The organism is Methylobacterium sp. 22177 (assembly GCF_052045615.1).
GTDB classification, from domain to species: Bacteria; Pseudomonadota; Alphaproteobacteria; order Rhizobiales; family Beijerinckiaceae; genus Methylobacterium; species Methylobacterium radiotolerans.
In genome coordinates this window covers 22,135-35,992 of record NZ_JBQEPK010000010.1, presented here as the reverse complement: position 1 = coordinate 35,992, position 13,858 = coordinate 22,135, and the positions used below count along the sequence as shown (strand labels likewise).

General features: G+C 72.5%; 13 protein-coding genes. 4 read left to right on the top strand and 9 right to left on the bottom strand.

Features of this window, described 5'->3' with window-relative positions; genetic code table 11:
- Nucleotides 1–66: 66 nt before the first annotated feature.
- From trmB to ACTJK8_RS11940, 3 genes are all read right to left on the bottom strand, one after another.
- Nucleotides 67–804 (bottom strand): tRNA (guanine(46)-N(7))-methyltransferase TrmB, encoded by a 738-nt coding sequence (trmB, locus tag ACTJK8_RS11950; protein ID WP_440761965.1) that lies wholly within the window; start codon nt 802–804, stop codon nt 67–69.
- A gap of 312 nt (nt 805–1,116) precedes the next feature.
- Entirely contained in the window at nt 1,117–2,295 is a 1,179-nt protein-coding gene (metK, locus tag ACTJK8_RS11945; protein WP_012321412.1) for a methionine adenosyltransferase, read from the bottom strand.
- 176 nt (nt 2,296–2,471) lie between these two features.
- Complete coding sequence (locus ACTJK8_RS11940; RefSeq protein ID WP_012321411.1) at nt 2,472–2,879, bottom strand: helix-turn-helix domain-containing protein; 408 nt, start codon at nt 2,877–2,879, stop codon at nt 2,472–2,474.
- Between the two features lie 595 nt (nt 2,880–3,474).
- Here ACTJK8_RS11940 and ACTJK8_RS11935 point away from each other — a divergent pair.
- The 3 genes from ACTJK8_RS11935 to ACTJK8_RS11925 all read left to right on the top strand — a co-directional run bounded on the left by ACTJK8_RS11935 (nt 3,475) and on the right by ACTJK8_RS11925 (nt 6,543).
- Nucleotides 3,475–4,299, top strand: coding sequence for a thermonuclease family protein (locus tag ACTJK8_RS11935; RefSeq protein ID WP_440761964.1), 825 nt, complete (start codon nt 3,475–3,477; stop codon nt 4,297–4,299).
- Nucleotides 4,300–4,304: 5 nt separating this feature from the next.
- Nucleotides 4,305–5,789 carry a M48 family metalloprotease gene (locus ACTJK8_RS11930; protein WP_116656360.1) on the top strand — a complete coding sequence of 495 codons (1,485 nt, stop codon included), beginning with the start codon at nt 4,305–4,307 and terminating at the stop codon, nt 5,787–5,789.
- A gap of 73 nt (nt 5,790–5,862) precedes the next feature.
- Nucleotides 5,863–6,543: a glutathione S-transferase family protein gene (locus ACTJK8_RS11925; protein WP_012321408.1), complete on the top strand. Its 681-nt coding sequence runs from the start codon at nt 5,863–5,865 to the stop codon at nt 6,541–6,543.
- Between the two features lie 25 nt (nt 6,544–6,568).
- Here ACTJK8_RS11925 and ACTJK8_RS11920 read toward each other — a convergent pair whose 3' ends face one another.
- The 5 genes from ACTJK8_RS11920 to ACTJK8_RS11900 form a co-directional block, all read right to left on the bottom strand.
- Complete coding sequence (locus tag ACTJK8_RS11920; RefSeq protein WP_012321407.1) at nt 6,569–6,736, bottom strand: hypothetical protein; 168 nt, start codon at nt 6,734–6,736, stop codon at nt 6,569–6,571.
- Nucleotides 6,737–6,811: 75 nt separating this feature from the next.
- The gene (locus ACTJK8_RS11915) at nt 6,812–7,249 is read right to left on the bottom strand and encodes an EamA family transporter (RefSeq protein WP_127992246.1); all 438 of its coding nucleotides are present in this window, start codon (nt 7,247–7,249) and stop codon (nt 6,812–6,814) included.
- Nucleotides 7,250–7,384: 135 nt separating this feature from the next.
- On the bottom strand, nt 7,385–9,652 hold the full coding sequence (locus tag ACTJK8_RS11910) for a xanthine dehydrogenase family protein molybdopterin-binding subunit (protein ID WP_440761963.1): 2,268 nt from the start codon (nt 9,650–9,652) through the stop codon (nt 7,385–7,387).
- Between the two features lie 8 nt (nt 9,653–9,660).
- On the bottom strand, nt 9,661–10,668 hold the full coding sequence (locus ACTJK8_RS11905) for an FAD binding domain-containing protein (protein WP_012321404.1): 1,008 nt from the start codon (nt 10,666–10,668) through the stop codon (nt 9,661–9,663).
- Nucleotides 10,665–11,189 carry a (2Fe-2S)-binding protein gene (locus ACTJK8_RS11900; protein WP_043074612.1) on the bottom strand — a complete coding sequence of 175 codons (525 nt, stop codon included), beginning with the start codon at nt 11,187–11,189 and terminating at the stop codon, nt 10,665–10,667. Before ACTJK8_RS11900 ends, ACTJK8_RS11905 begins: the two co-directional genes overlap by 4 nt.
- Before the next feature lie 293 nt (nt 11,190–11,482).
- Here ACTJK8_RS11900 and ACTJK8_RS11895 point away from each other — a divergent pair, with 293 nt between their 5' ends.
- Complete coding sequence (locus ACTJK8_RS11895) at nt 11,483–12,868, top strand: M20/M25/M40 family metallo-hydrolase (protein WP_058606267.1); 1,386 nt, start codon at nt 11,483–11,485, stop codon at nt 12,866–12,868.
- Between the two features lie 19 nt (nt 12,869–12,887).
- On the opposite strand, the gene ACTJK8_RS11890 is transcribed toward ACTJK8_RS11895, so the two are convergent.
- A complete protein-coding gene (locus ACTJK8_RS11890) occupies nt 12,888–13,610 on the bottom strand; it encodes a ParA family protein (RefSeq protein ID WP_012321401.1) in 723 nt (240 codons plus the stop codon).
- Nucleotides 13,611–13,858: the final 248 nt, after the last annotated feature.

Sequence of the window (13,858 nt, the reverse complement as noted above, 5' to 3'; positions counted from 1 at the left end):
CCGTGGCAAGGCGTTCCGCTCCGCCTGCGGCGACCGGGCACCCGCGCGACCCGCCCGCGCGGGCCGTCACCGGGGGCGGCGGACGAATTCCAGGTAGGTCGGCCGGCGGCCCGCTTCCAGCGCCTTGGCCTCGTAGCGCGTGCCGGGCCAGCCCGGGAAAGGCCGCGTCCAGTCCCGCGCGTCCCGCGCCGTCCAGGCGAGGACCGGGCACCGCGCGGCCCGGACCAGCGTCCAGCCGGCATAGTCGTCGATGTCGCTGGCGAAGCGGAACAGGCCCCCGTCCTTCAGGACCCGGCCGATCTCGGCGAGGGAGGCGTCGGAGACGAACCGGCGCTTGCGCTGCCGCCGCTTGGGCCAGGGATCGGGATAGAGCAGGTAGACCCGGTCGAGGCAGGCATCCGGCAGGCGCGCCAGCAGGGCGGTCACGTCCTCGTCGCGGATGCGGACGTTGCGCAGCCCCTGCGCCTCGACGGCCGCCAGCAGCTTGACCACGCCGTTGACGAAGGGCTCGGCACCGATGATGCCGATATCCGGCCGCGCGGCCGCCTGGGCGGCGAGGTGCTCGCCGCCGCCGAAGCCGATCTCCAGCCAGAGCGCCTCGGGCGGCCCCGGCATGGCCGGGAACAGCGCGCGCGGATCGAGGATCGCCTCGCCCGGCGGCAGGTCGACCCGCAGGGCCGGCAGCAATTCGGCGAGCCGGCGCTCCTGCTGGCCGCGCAGGCGCTTGCCCTTGCGCCGCCCGAAGAAGGCGCGCTCCGGCTCCTCGGCCGGGTGCTCGGGGCGTCCAGGGGTGTCGGTGTCCACCGGCTCAGTCTACCTCGGAGATGCGACGCGGCCCGCGTCCCGGCGGGCCACGCGGAGCGTCGGCGGGACGCCAACCGGGACACCGCGCCCGACGCGCCGCGACCTGATGCGCACGCGCGGCACCCGCGCGCGGGCGCCATCGCGTCGGACGCGCCGCGGCGCCCAGCGCCGGATGCCGGATCGCGGGCGCCGCTGGTTTCCGGAGCGGAACCGGGCGGCGCTCAGCGCACCGCCCGCCCCGCGTTCACGTCGCCCCGGCGCGCCGCCGATCTCCGGCCCGCGCCTCGGCCCGGGGCCGCGCGGAGGCCGCCCTCAGGCCAGCGCCGACTTCAGCTTGCCGGCGAGGTCGGTGCGCTCCCACGAGAAGCCGCCGTCGGCCTCGGGGGCGCGGCCGAAATGGCCGTAGGCCGAGGTGCGCGCGTAGATCGGCTTGTTCAGGCTGAGCGCCGTACGGATGCCGCGGGGCGACAGGTCCATGGCGTCCATCAGCACGGCCTCGAGCTTGGCCTCGTCGACCGTGCCGGTGCCGTGCAGGTCCACGTAGATCGAGAGCGGCTTCGAGACGCCGATCGCGTAGGCGAGCTGGATCGTGGCGCGGCTGGCGAGGCCCGCGGCCACCACGTTCTTGGCGAGGTAGCGCGCCGCGTAGGCCGCCGAGCGGTCGACCTTCGTCGGGTCCTTGCCGGAGAACGCGCCGCCGCCGTGCGGGGCCGCGCCGCCGTAGGTGTCGACGATGATCTTGCGGCCGGTGAGGCCGGCATCGCCGTCCGGGCCGCCGATCACGAACTTGCCGGTCGGGTTCACGTGCCAGACCGTGCCCTCGTTGACCCAGCCCTGCGGCAGCGCCTTCAGGATGTAGGGCTCGACGATGGCGCGGACGTCCGCGGAGTCGAGGGACTCGTCGAGGTGCTGGGTCGACAGCACGATCTGGGTGACCTCGACCGGGCGGCCGTTCTCGTAGCGGACCGTGACCTGGCTCTTGGCGTCGGGCCCGAGCTTGGCGGCATCGCCCTGCCTCGCCTTGCGGGCGTCGGCGAGGTCCTTGAGGATCTTGTGGGCGTAGAAGATCGGCGCCGGCATCAACTCGGGCGTCTCGTCGGCGGCGTAGCCGAACATGATACCCTGGTCGCCCGCGCCCTCGTCCTTGTTGCCGGCCGCGTCCACGCCCTGGGCGATGTCGGCCGACTGGGCGTGCAGGTGGATCGCGACGTCGTTGTTCTTCCAGTGGAAGCCCGACTGCTCGTAGCCGATGTCCTTCACGGCCTCGCGGGTCAGGGCCTCGAGGTCCTTGAAGGTCACCGAATCGGGTCCGCGCACCTCGCCGGCGATGACGATGCGGTTGGTCGTGGCGAGCGTCTCGACGCCGAGCCGCGCCTCCGGCATCGCCGCGAGGTAGGCGTCGACCACGGTGTCCGAGATCCTGTCGCAGACCTTGTCGGGGTGCCCCTCGGACACGGACTCGCTGGTGAACAGGTAGTTGGAACGCGGCATCGGACGGCCTCGGCTGCAGAGGTACGCCGTCGCGATCGCGGCGTTTGACCCTTCATGGGGCCGGGGTTCTCGCACCCGACCGGGAGGCGGTCAAGATGGAGGAACGAACGGATCCGCTATAACGGACGAAGCGACCGGAAGAACGATCGAACCGGCCCGCGGGGATCGCCGCCGGCTCAGCCGCCGAGCTTGCTCTCGAGCGCCCGGATCGCGTCGGCCACGTCGCGGCGCGCCTCCTCGGAGAAGTTCTCGGTGATGTGGCGGCCCACGACTTCCGCCAACCCCTTCAACCCGGCTTCCGACAGGGTGGACTGCTCGCGCTCGCTGAAGCCCGGCGCGATGAAGTCATCGTTCCGGGGCATTCCTTTGAAGAAGTAATCCATCGGCACGCCGGTCATCCGCGAGAAGATATCGAGATGGACGGCGCTGATCCGGTTGGTACCCTTCTCGTATTTCTGGAGCTGAGCTGCAGACATACCGAAGCTCTGCGCGACGCGGCGCTGTGTGAGCGATGCCTTCCGGCGCTGCTCGGCGATGCGTTGCCCGACATAGACGTCGCGCTGATCGGTCTTCTGGCCCGCCATGAAGTGCTCGTCCACCCCCCGCCATGAATCCTGGCGGCAAAGCTTAGCGCGGCCCTCGGTACTTGTCACCGGCAGGCGCCCGACGTGGTGGACGATTTGCTCACGGCTCTGCAACCGCGAGATCTGCGAGACGAGACAACTTGGTGTCCCCGGCAGGGCTCGAACCTGCGACCCCAGGTTTCATACCACTTCGGCTTTCGCCGCCGCGTCCCGAAGGTCCGCGTTCGTGGCCTGGACTATCCCTTCACCGTGGGCCGGATTGCATCCGACCGTTAGGTGCCGCCCGTCTAGTCTCTACACCTTCCCGCAGAACGCCGGGGCGCCGCGCGGGCTTGGCTCGGGATCGGCAGAGCATCGGACGGCGGCGCGTCGATGCCGGAAGCTTTCCCCGACTTTGAGCGGATCCGCCGCGCGGTTTCCCGGCGCGACGCCCAATTGAAGCTTCTAGGAAACCTGTGCTCTGTCCAGCTGAGCTACGGAGACGACCGCGCGCTCCATAGCATTCTCGCCGGCCGAGGCCAACCGCGCCCGGTGGAGAGGCGCGGTGTCGGGGCCTGCGATCTCGGGGGAATCGATGCGCGGGAGCGCGGCGGTCATGCTGGCAGCCTCGCTGGCGGCCCTGATGGCGGCGTCGCTCGCCGCGGTGCCGATTCGTCCGGCACGCGCCGCGCCGGGGGCCGGCCCGTCCGACTGCGCGACCGGGCCGGCGCGCGACGAGGTCGTGGCCGGGATCGGGCCCCGGGGCGAGATCCGCCTGGTCTCGGGCCTCCGCGCGGTGTTGGACTCGCTGCGCTGGCCGGACGCGCCGGAGGCCGAAGCCGCGGCGCTGGCCTGGCTCGAGGCCCGGCGGGGCGCCCGGGTCACGGTGGTTCCCCGCGGGCAGCCCGACCGGTGGGATCGCGTGCGGGCCGATCTCCTGGCCGCGGAGGACGACGCGGACTTCGCGGGCGGCCTCATCGCGGCCGGGCTCGCCTACGCGGACGCGAACGAGGCCGATTCGCTCTGCCGGCCCGGCCTGCGCCTCGTGGAGGCGGCCGCCCGAGCGCGCGGACTCGGTCTCTGGAGCGTCGCGCTCCCGGCGGCGCGGGACGGTCCGGCGCTCCGGGCGCGGGCCGGGCGCTTCGTCGTCGCGGAGGGCCGGATCCGCCACGTCGGCGAGCGCGGCGCGCGCACCTATCTCGATTTCGCGGCCCGCGGCACGGACGGCCTCACGGTGACGGTATCGAAACGCACTTGGCGAATGATGCGCGCCCGTGGTTTGAGTGCGGCCTCGCTCGAAGGCCGGCGCGTGCGGGTGCGCGGCCTCCTGGAGGTCCGGCGCGGCCCGACCCTGGAGGTCGCCCTCGACGGGCTCGAGACGCTCGGGGAGACGGACCGGCCGGAGGCCGATCCGGAGGGGGAACGGGGATTGCGGCGCTGATCGCGATGGGCGGGATCACGGGGCACATCATCGCGGGGCGGACCCGCGCGGCGGGCCGGCGCGCCCTCGGCGCGGCGGCGCTGGGCGGCCTCGCCCTGCTGCTCGGCGCCTGCGTCGCCGACCAGACCGAGGCGACCGTGCGGCCGGCCGTGGTGCGGGTGCCCGCGGAGGCGCCGCGCACCACCGGCCGCGAGCGCGCCGCGGATGCCGACCACCTCAAGCTCGTGGCCTCCTTCGGGGGCGAGGCCCGGGCCCCCAACGTCACGCGGATGCTGACCGAGGTGACCGACCGCCTCGTGAAGGCGAGCGACCGGCCCGACCAGGCCTACACGGTGACGCTCCTCGACTCGCCGGTGGTCAACGCCTTCGCGCTGCCGAACGGGCGGCTCTACGTCACCCGCGGCCTCGTGGCCCTGGCGAGCGACACCTCCGAGGTGGCGGCCGTGCTGGCGCACGAGATGGCCCACGTGACCCTCAACCACGCCACCGCCCGCAGCGAGCTCGAGCTGCGCTCGGCGCTCGTCAGCCGCGTCGTGGCCGACGTGCTGAACGACCCCGATACCGGCGCGCAGCTGCAGAGCCAGTCGCGCTTCGCGCTCGCCCGGTTCTCCCGCGAGCAGGAGCTGGAGGCCGACGCCACCGGCGTGCGCACTCTCGCCAAGGCCGGCTACGATCCGTTCGCGGCCGGGCGCTTCCTCGCCGCGCTCAACCGCTCGACGGGGCTGAAGTCCGGCAGCGCCGGCGCGCCCGACATGCTGGCGACCCACCCGGGCACGGCCGAGCGCATCAATCAGGTCACCCGGGCGGCCCGCCGCATCGGCGCGCCGGGCATCGGCACCGACGACCGCGCCGCCTACCTCGCGGCGGTGGACGGGCTCGCCTACGGCGACAACCCGCGCGACGGCGCGGTGCGCGGGCACCGCTTCATCCATCCCGGCCTCGGCATCGCCTTCGAGGTGCCGGAGGGCTTCACCCTGGAGAACACCCGCTCGGCAGTGCTCGGCACCACCCAGGACGGCGGCCGGCGCCTGCTGTTCGATCAGATCGAGGCGAAGGACGGCCAGCCCCTCGAGGCGGTGCTCAAGGCGAGCTGGAACGACGCCTTCGACCCGGCCGGCTTCGAGACCCGGGACGTCGCCGGCCACCCGGCGGCCTTCGCGCTGTCGCGGGGGAAGGAGTGGACCTTCCGCCTCGCGGCCATCCGGATCGGGGACTCGACCTACCGGATGATCATGGCCGCCAAGGGCGCCACCGACCCCGACCCGGCCTTCCGCCGCTGGACCGCGACCCTGGTCGCGGTCGCGCCCGACGAGGCGGTCCTGCGCCCCCTGCGGCTGCAGGTGGTCCAGGCCGCCTCGCCCAGCGCCGAGGACCTCGCCCGCCGCATGGCGGTGCCCGACCGGTCGCTCGACCGGTTCCTCGTCCTCAACGGGCTGGAGCGGGGCGCCGCGCTGGTGCCGGGACGCGGCTACAAGATCGTCGTGGAATAGCCGCCCTGCGCGCCCGCGCCTTGTGCCGGCGCGGGGCCCGGACATCCTGCCCGCGTCGTTCAGGGAGAGCGCGGTGATTCGATTCTTCTACAATCTCAGCCCCAACCCCATGAAGGTCGCCCTCTGCCTCGAGGAGATGGGGCTGCCCTACGAGCCGGTGCCGGTCGATACCCGCAAGGGCGAGCAGTTCGATCCGGCCTACACGGCCGTCAATCCGAACGGGAAGGTGCCGGCGATCGTCGACGGCGACGTGACCGTGTTCGATTCGAACGCGATCCTGATGTACCTGGCGGGCAAGACCGGCCGGTTCCTGCCGGAGGGCGAGCCCGTCCGCGGCGAGATGCTGTCCTGGCTGATGTTCGTGGCGACCGGCATCGGGCCGTTCTCCGGCCAGTGCGTGCATTTCCGCCACTTCGCGCAGGACGGGGGTGCCTACGCCACCGAGCGCTACACCTTCGAGGCGCGCCGGCACTGGGGCATCCTCGACCAGCGCCTCGCCGACCGCACCTACGTGCTGGGCGACACCTACACGATCGTCGACATGGCGGTCTGGGGCTGGGCCCGGATGGTGCCCTTCATCCTCGGCGAGGGCGCCTTCGGGGACCTGCCCAACGTCAAGCGCCACCTCGACGCGCTCAACGCGCGGCCGGCCGCCCAGGCCGCCGAGGCGCTGAAGGGCCGCCACGCCTTCAAGGCGGAGATGGACGCCGAGGCGCGGAGCTTCATGTTCCGCGCCGTGCAGGGCGCCGCCTGACACCGCCGCGGACCGGTCCCGCGCCTCAGGGCGCGGGGGCGGTCACCGTGAGCATCGGCAGGGTGACGGAGAGCGTTCCGGCCGGTGCATGTCCGGTGCCGAGCCCGGTGCCGAGTGTCAGGCAGGCGCCGAGCCCGAGACAGAGGGCGAGACCGAGAAGCGAGGTCTCGAAGCCGCGATAAACCCATTCCATGACGGTCCCCTTTCGCGAGGCAACCGCAGGATGCGCGCATCGCGTTAAGGGATCGGTGCGCCAGCGCGCATGATCTCACAGTCCGGAGGCGACGAGGGCCGCGCCCGCCGCGATCAGCGCGACCCCGGCCCAGGCGGCGAGGCTGAGGGTCTCGCCGAGCAGGGTGGCGCCGAGGATCGCCACCAGCACGACGCTGAGCTTGTCGAGCGGCGCGACGCGGGCGGCGTCGCCCAGCGACAGGGCGCGGAAGTAGCAGAGCCACGACGCCCCGGTGGCGAGCCCCGACAGGATGAGGAAGGCGAGGCTCCGGCCGGTGACCTGCGCGAGGCCGCCCGCCTGCCCGGAGACGATCACGATCGCGCCCGCGAAGACCAGGATGACCGCGGTGCGCACGAAGGTCGCGACGTCCGACGGCACGCCCGCGACCCCGACCTTGGCGAGGATCGCGGTCAGCGCCGCGAAGCCGGCGGCGGCGAGCGCCCAGAAGCGCCAGGATTCCAGCAGGGGGCTCACCGCGATCCCGTGTCGGTTCTCAGGGCAGCGCGCGGGCGCATCACCGTCCTCGCGCGCGGAGCGATTCAGCGCGGCGGCGCGCCCGCGTCCGACTCCTTGCCGAACCGTCAATGTTTCCTGTGAAACATTCGCCGCTCACAGGAGCTTGTCGACGGTGATCGGCAGGTCGCGCACCCGCCTGCCGGTGGCGTGGAAGACCGCGTTGGCGATCGCCGCCGCGGTGCCGACGATGCCGATCTCGCCGAGCCCCTTCACGCCCAGCGGGTTCGCCTTGTCCTCCTCCTCCACGAAGATCACGTCGATGTCGTAGATGTCGGCGTGGACGGGCACGTGGTACTCGCCGAGATTGTGGTTCATGAACCGGCCGATGCGGTGGTCGAGCATCGACTCCTCCTCGAGCGCCGAGCCGATCCCCATCACCACGCCGCCGAGGATCTGGCTGCGCGCCGTCTTCGGGTTCAGCACCTTGCCGGCCGCGATCGCCGAGACGATGCGGGTGACCCGGACTTGGCCCAGCTCCTCGTCGACCTTCACCTCGGCGAAGATCGCCGAGTGGGTGTAGGCTTCGTATTTCTGATTGAAGTCCTTGTCGGGCCCGGCCTCCTCGACGGCCTCGACCTTGTCGACGCCGGCCGCCTGCAGGACATCCACCAGCGCGACGCTGCGGCCCGGGTCGCCCGCGACCGCGATGCGGCCGTCCGCGAACACGGCCCGGTCGAAGTCGACGTTGGCGAGCGGCGAGTTCTCCATGGCGCGGGCGAGCTTGAACACCTGCGCGCCGACGTTGCGGCAGGCCTTCATCACGGCGGTGCCCGAGGAGGCGGCGGTCCACGAGCCGCCGGCGACCGGGGCCTCCGGCAGGCGGGTGTCGCCGAGCTTGGTCGTCACCGCGTCCATCGGCAGGCCGAGCGTGTCGGCCGCGATCTGCGTCAGGATCGTGTAGGTGCCGGTGCCGATGTCGCCGGTGGAGTTGCCGACGGTCAGGCGGCCGTCCGGCGTCAGGGTCGCGATGGCGCTCGACTGCATCATCATCGATTCCCAGATGCCGGTGGCCACCCCCCAGCCGACGAGTTCCCGGCCGTCGCGCATGGAGCGGGGCTCGGGGCTGCGCCTCGCCCAGCCGAACCGCTCGGCGCCCTGCCGGAAGCAGCTCTTCAGCTCCTTCGAGCCGAACGGCCTGCCCTCGGCGGTGGCGTCGGACTCGGCGTAGTTCTTCAGCCGCAGGTCGATCGGGTCGAGCCCGGTCGCGTAGGCGAGTTCGTCCATCGCGGTCTCGATCGCGAAGACGCCGGTCACCGCGCCGGGCGCGCGCATGTCGCCGGGCGTCGGCGTGTCGAGCTTCACCAGCCGGTAGCCGAGGGCGACGTTGTCGCACCGGTAGAGGACACCCGACCAGTTGACGACGACCTCCTGGTAATCCTCGTACTGCGAGGTGCCCTGGACCGCGTCGTGGCGGAGGGCCGTCAGCGTCCCGTCCGGCGCGGCACCGAGCGCGATCGTCTGCAGCGCCTCGGACCGGTAGGTGAAGCTCCACAACTGGTCGCGGGTCAGGGTCACGCGCACGGAGCGCTTCAGCTCCTGGGCGGCCAGCATCGCCAGGAACAGCTGGTACTGCGGGCGCAGGCCCGAGCCGAAGCCGCCGCCGAGATAGGGGTTGAGCACCCGCACCTGATCGGGCTTCAGGCCGAAGACGTTGGTGAGGTACTGGTGGCTGTTCGAGACGCCCTGGATCTTGTCGTAGACCGTGTAGGTGCCGTCCTGCTCGACCACCACGGTGGAGGCGTGCGGCTCCATCGGGTTGTGGTGCTCGTCGGCGAGGCTGTAGGCGCCCTGCACGCGGACCGGCGCGCTGCCGAACGCCGTGTCGGCGTCGCCCCAGGGCTCCGGCGGCGGCTTGATGCCCGTGCGCTTGTAGGGCGGGTCGTAGGCGGTGCCGCGCAGGGCCTCCAGGTCGGTCCCGGGCTCCTCCATCGCGTAGCTCACGCGGACGAGGGACGCGGCGTAGCGCGCCGTCTCGAAATCCTCCGCCACCACCAGGGCGACCGGCTGACCGCTGAACACGATCAGGTCGTCGTAGAGGGCGCGGAACGGCGAGCCGGGGGGCGCCACCTGGTCCTGGAAGTTCTTGTCCCGCCACGCGGTGCGCGGCCGGTTCTCGTGGGTGAGCACCGTGAGGACGCCCGGCACCGCCTCGGCCTCGGCGGAGTCGATGCCGGTGATCCGGCCCTTGGCGATCGAACTCGACACCACGAAGCCGTAGGCGAGGTCGGGCGCGGCGAACTCGCCCGCGTACTTGGCGAGGCCGGTGACCTTGGCGGGCCCGTCGATGCGGCTGCACGGGCTGCCGACGAAGGTGTCGCGGCCGGTGGAGCTGAAGGTCTGGGGGCTGGAGGTGTGGGTCATGGCGGGCCCTACTGGATGCGCTTGTCGCTGAGCGACTGGGGCGTGCCGGCGGCGGCCTGCTCGAGGCCGCGCACGATGGCCCGCCGGGCGAGATCGATCTTGAAGCCGTTCTCCGACTGGGGCTTGGCCTCCGCGACGATCAGGTCGGCCGCCGCCTGGAAGCTCTCGCGGGTCGCGGGCTTGCCCTCCAGCAGGGCCTCGGCCTCGCGGTTGCGCCAGGGCTTGTGGGCGACGCCGCCGAGCGCCAGCCGGGCGGTCTTCACCCGGTCGCCGTCGAGCTCCAGGGCCGCCGCCACCGAGACCAGCGCGAAGGCGTAGGACAGCCGGTCGCGCAGCTTCAGGTAGGTGTAGTGCTGCGGGAAGCGGCTCTCCGGCAGGTCGACCGACACGATGATCTCGCCGGGGGCGAGGTTCGTGTCCGTCTCAGGAGAGTCCCCCGGCAGGCGGTGGAACTCGGAGAACGGGATCGACCGGTCGCCCTGCGGCCCGCTCACCCGCACGGTGGCCTCCAGGGCGGCCAGCGCGATGCACATGTCGGAGGGGTGGGTGGCGATGCAGTGCTCGCTCGTCCCGAAGATCGCGTGGATGCGGTTCATCCCGCCGATCGCCGGGCAGCCGGAGCCCGGCGCGCGCTTGTTGCAGGGCGTGGCCACGTCGTAGAAATAGTAGCAGCGGGTCCGCTGAAGCAGGTTGCCGCCCGTGGAGGCGGCGTTGCGCAGCTGCGCCGAGGCGCCGGCCAGGATGGCGTTGCGCAGGAGCGGGTAGCGGGCCGCGACCTGATCGTCGTACGCCACCTTGGCGTTGGTCACGAGCGCCCCGATCCGGAGACCGTCCCCGTGCGCCTCGATCCGGTCGAGGGGCAGCTGGGTGATGTCGATCAGCCGGCCCGGCTTCTCGACCTCGTACTTCATCAGGTCGATCAGGTTGGTGCCGCCGGCGATGAAGCGCGCGCCGGCCCCGAAGGCCTGCACCGCCTCCGCCACCGTGCCGGCGCGGACGTAGTCGAAGCGGTTCATCGGGCGCCTCCCTGCATGACGTCCTCGATGGCGTCGACGATGTTGGTGTAGGCGCCGCAGCGGCAGATGTTGCCGCTCATCGCCTCGCGGATCTCGTCCCTTGTATGGGCGTGGCCCTCGTTCATCAGGCCGACCGACGAGCAGAGCTGGCCCGGCGTGCAGTAGCCGCACTGGAAGGCGTCGTGCTCGATGAACGCCTCCTGGATCGGGTGAAGGGCATTGCTGCCCGCCCGGTCGCCGAGGGCGGCGAGCCCCTCGACGGTCGTGATCTCGGCGCCGTCCTTCATCACCGCCAGCGTCAGGCAGGAATTCACCCGGGTGCCGTTCACCAGCACCGTGCAGGCGCCGCACTGGCCGTGGTCGCAACCCTTCTTGGTGCCGGTGAGGTCGAGCCGCTCGCGCAGCAGGTCGAGGAGGGTGGTCCACGGCGCGACCCGGAGTTCGCGCCGTTGCCCGTTGATCGTCAGCGTGATGCCGATCGGCGTGTCCGCCGACACCGGCGGCTGGGTCTCGAGTCGCATGATGTCGTCCACGGGCTGGGCCGGCCGGAGCCGGGCGGGAACGGATCGGCCGAAGCGGCAGCCGGGAGAGACGGGCGGGCGTCGGCCTGAGCTTTCGGTCGATAACCATTCCAATCTGCGCCTGTTCCGGCGCGCGCTCTCAACCCGTGAGCGATGGCGGCGCGCCGGCGGCCAGAAGTCCGTCCGCCGCACCGTCCGACGTTGCCGCCGCGGCCCCGCCTCGGCTAACCCTCGTGCGCGCGGAATTCCCGCAGAGTTCTCGCAGAGTCCACGCCGTACCCCGGAGCCCCCCGATGGCCGCGCTCGACGCGATCCTCAACGACATCGACACGGACCTGGAGAACGCCCTGGAGCGGCTGTTCGCCTTCCTGCGGATCCCGTCGATCTCCACCGATCCCGCCTATGCCGGCCCGTGCCGCGAGGCCGCCGCCTGGCTCGCCCAGGACCTGACCGCGCTCGGCTTCGAGACCTCCGTGGAGGAGACCTCGCTCCATCCGGTCGTGCTGGCGCACAAACCGAAGCCCGGTGCGCCCCACGTCCTGTTCTACGGCCATTACGACGTGCAGCCCGTCGACCCGCTCGATCTCTGGACGACGCCGCCCTTCGAGCCGCGCATCGCCGAGGACGGCCGGGGCGGCAAGACGATCGTCGGGCGCGGCGCCTCCGACGACAAGGGTCAGGTGATGACCTTCGTGGAGGCCTGCCGGGCCACCATCGCCATGACCGGCGAGCTGCCCTGCGGCGTCACGATATTGATCGAGGGCGCCGAGGAGAGCGGCTCGCAGGGACTTCCCGAGTGGGTCGCGGCCAACCGCGAGAGACTCGGCTGCGACGTGGTCCTCGTCTGCGACACCGGCATGTGGGACCGGAAGACCCCGGCCATCACCTCGTCGCTGCGCGGCCTCGCCTATTTCGAGGTGAAGGTCACCTGCGCCGACCGCGACCTGCATTCGGGCTTCTTCGGCGGCGCGGCGCGCAACCCGATCCACGTTCTGTCGAAGATCATCGCCGACCTGCACGACGCGGACGGGCGGGTGACGATCCCGGGCTTCTACGAGGGCGTGCACGAGCGCCCGCCCGAGGTCCTGGAGCAGTGGCGCGGCCTCGGCCTGACGCCGGAGACGCTGCTCGGGCCGATCGGCCTCAAGGAGCCCGCGGGCGAGCGCGGCCGGATGCCGATCGAGCTGGTGCAGTCGCGCCCCTCCTGCGACGCCAACGGCATCGTCGGCGGCTATACCGGCGAGGGCACCAAGACGGTGATCGCCTCCACCGCCTCCGCCAAGGTCTCGTTCCGCCTCGTGGACGACCAGGACCCGAAGCGGCTCGCCGAGAGCTTCGAGGCCTTCGTGCGCGCGCGGGTGCCGGCGGACTGCCAGGTCGAGGTCATCACCTACAAGGGCTCGCGGGCGATCAGCCTGCCCTTCGACATGCCGCAGCTCGGGGCCGCCAAGGCGGCGCTGCAGGACGAGTGGGGGGTGCCCGCGGTCACCGTCGGCGCGGGCGGCTCGATCCCGATCGTCGGCGACTTCAAGCGGATCCTGGGGCGCGACACCCTGCTGATCGGCTTCGGGCTCGACGACGACCGGATCCACTCGCCCAACGAGAAGTACGACCTGACGAGCTTCCACAAGGGCACGCGCTCCTGGGCGCGGATCCTCGCGGCCCTGGGCCAGGGCTGAGCCCGGCGGAGGGCCGATCTCAGCGGGCGGGCGCCGCCCGCATCTTCCCGTCGATCCAGGCCCACAGCGCCCGGACCTCCTCGGCGGCCTGGCTGCCGGGGGCGAATTCCGTGACGCCGAGCCCGGTCGCCAGGGCGTCCTGGTGGTCGACCCGGTGGATGATCCCGGGCTCGGCCAGGACGCCCAGGGCGCGGAGCTGCGCCGCGTAGGCGCTGGTGCGCGGCGAGGGCGGCGGCGGGCACTGGTTCAGCACCAGGGCCAGCCGCTCCCGCAGGCCGAGGCCGACGAGCGCCTGGAGCGTCGGCCGGGCGGCCACGATGTCGAGCCGCGAGGGGCGCACCGGCATCAGGACGAAATCGGCGTCCTTCAGCGCGGGCGCGAGGCCGGAGGCGCTGCCGGCGGTGTCGAGGACGGCGAGCGTCGTGCCCTGCTCGGCGAGGATGCCGAGGATCTCCGAGAGCTGGCCCATCTCCCAGGGCTGGACCCGGTCGACCGCGACGGCGTCGCTCCCGCTCCTGCCGTCATTCTTGCGCAGGGCTCCCCATCCGGCCAGCGAGCCCTGCGGGTCGAGATCGAGCGCCGTCACCTGCTCGCCCGCCTCCGCGGCGGCGACGGCCAGGGAGGCCGCCAGGGTGGTCTTGCCCGTCCCGCCCTTCTGCACGGCCAGGGCGAGGACCCGCAGCGGTCCGGCGGCGGGCCGGGGCGCGGTCTCCGGCGCCGGTTCGGATCCTTCGGGATCCATGCGTGTCCCACCTCTCCACATCGCCTGCCCGGGCCGCGGCCCGCGCGGCGCCGAATCGAACGCCCGGCCCGACCGTGCTTAGCGTGCCGCCGCGGGCCGGGGCCAGCGTCGCGCCCCGGCACCTGTGGACCGCCCGCAGGCGGCTCCCGATCGCCGGGCGCGCGGGTCTGCGCCGGGCTTCCGTCCAGATGCGGCGTCGGGGGATCGGGCACCGGGCCCGCGCGTTGGGCCGGCACCCCCACGGGTTG

What these genes read in the sequence shown, in the direction of transcription:
- metK (WP_012321412.1), bottom strand. Translation starts at nt 2,295, where the DNA reads ATGCCGCGTTCCAACTACCTGTTCACCAGCGAGTCCGTGTCCGAGGGG.
- ACTJK8_RS11940 (WP_012321411.1), bottom strand. Translation starts at nt 2,879, where the DNA reads ATGGCGGGCCAGAAGACCGATCAGCGCGACGTCTATGTCGGGCAACGC.
- ACTJK8_RS11935 (WP_440761964.1), top strand. Translation starts at nt 3,475, where the DNA reads ATGCTGGCAGCCTCGCTGGCGGCCCTGATGGCGGCGTCGCTCGCCGCG.
- ACTJK8_RS11930 (WP_116656360.1), top strand. Translation starts at nt 4,305, where the DNA reads ATGGGCGGGATCACGGGGCACATCATCGCGGGGCGGACCCGCGCGGCG.
- ACTJK8_RS11920 (WP_012321407.1), bottom strand. Translation starts at nt 6,736, where the DNA reads ATGGAATGGGTTTATCGCGGCTTCGAGACCTCGCTTCTCGGTCTCGCC.
- ACTJK8_RS11910 (WP_440761963.1), bottom strand. Translation starts at nt 9,652, where the DNA reads ATGACCCACACCTCCAGCCCCCAGACCTTCAGCTCCACCGGCCGCGAC.
- ACTJK8_RS11905 (WP_012321404.1), bottom strand. Translation starts at nt 10,668, where the DNA reads ATGAACCGCTTCGACTACGTCCGCGCCGGCACGGTGGCGGAGGCGGTG.
- ACTJK8_RS11900 (WP_043074612.1), bottom strand. Translation starts at nt 11,189, where the DNA reads ATGCGACTCGAGACCCAGCCGCCGGTGTCGGCGGACACGCCGATCGGC.
- ACTJK8_RS11895 (WP_058606267.1), top strand. Translation starts at nt 11,483, where the DNA reads ATGGCCGCGCTCGACGCGATCCTCAACGACATCGACACGGACCTGGAG.
- ACTJK8_RS11890 (WP_012321401.1), bottom strand. Translation starts at nt 13,610, where the DNA reads ATGGATCCCGAAGGATCCGAACCGGCGCCGGAGACCGCGCCCCGGCCC.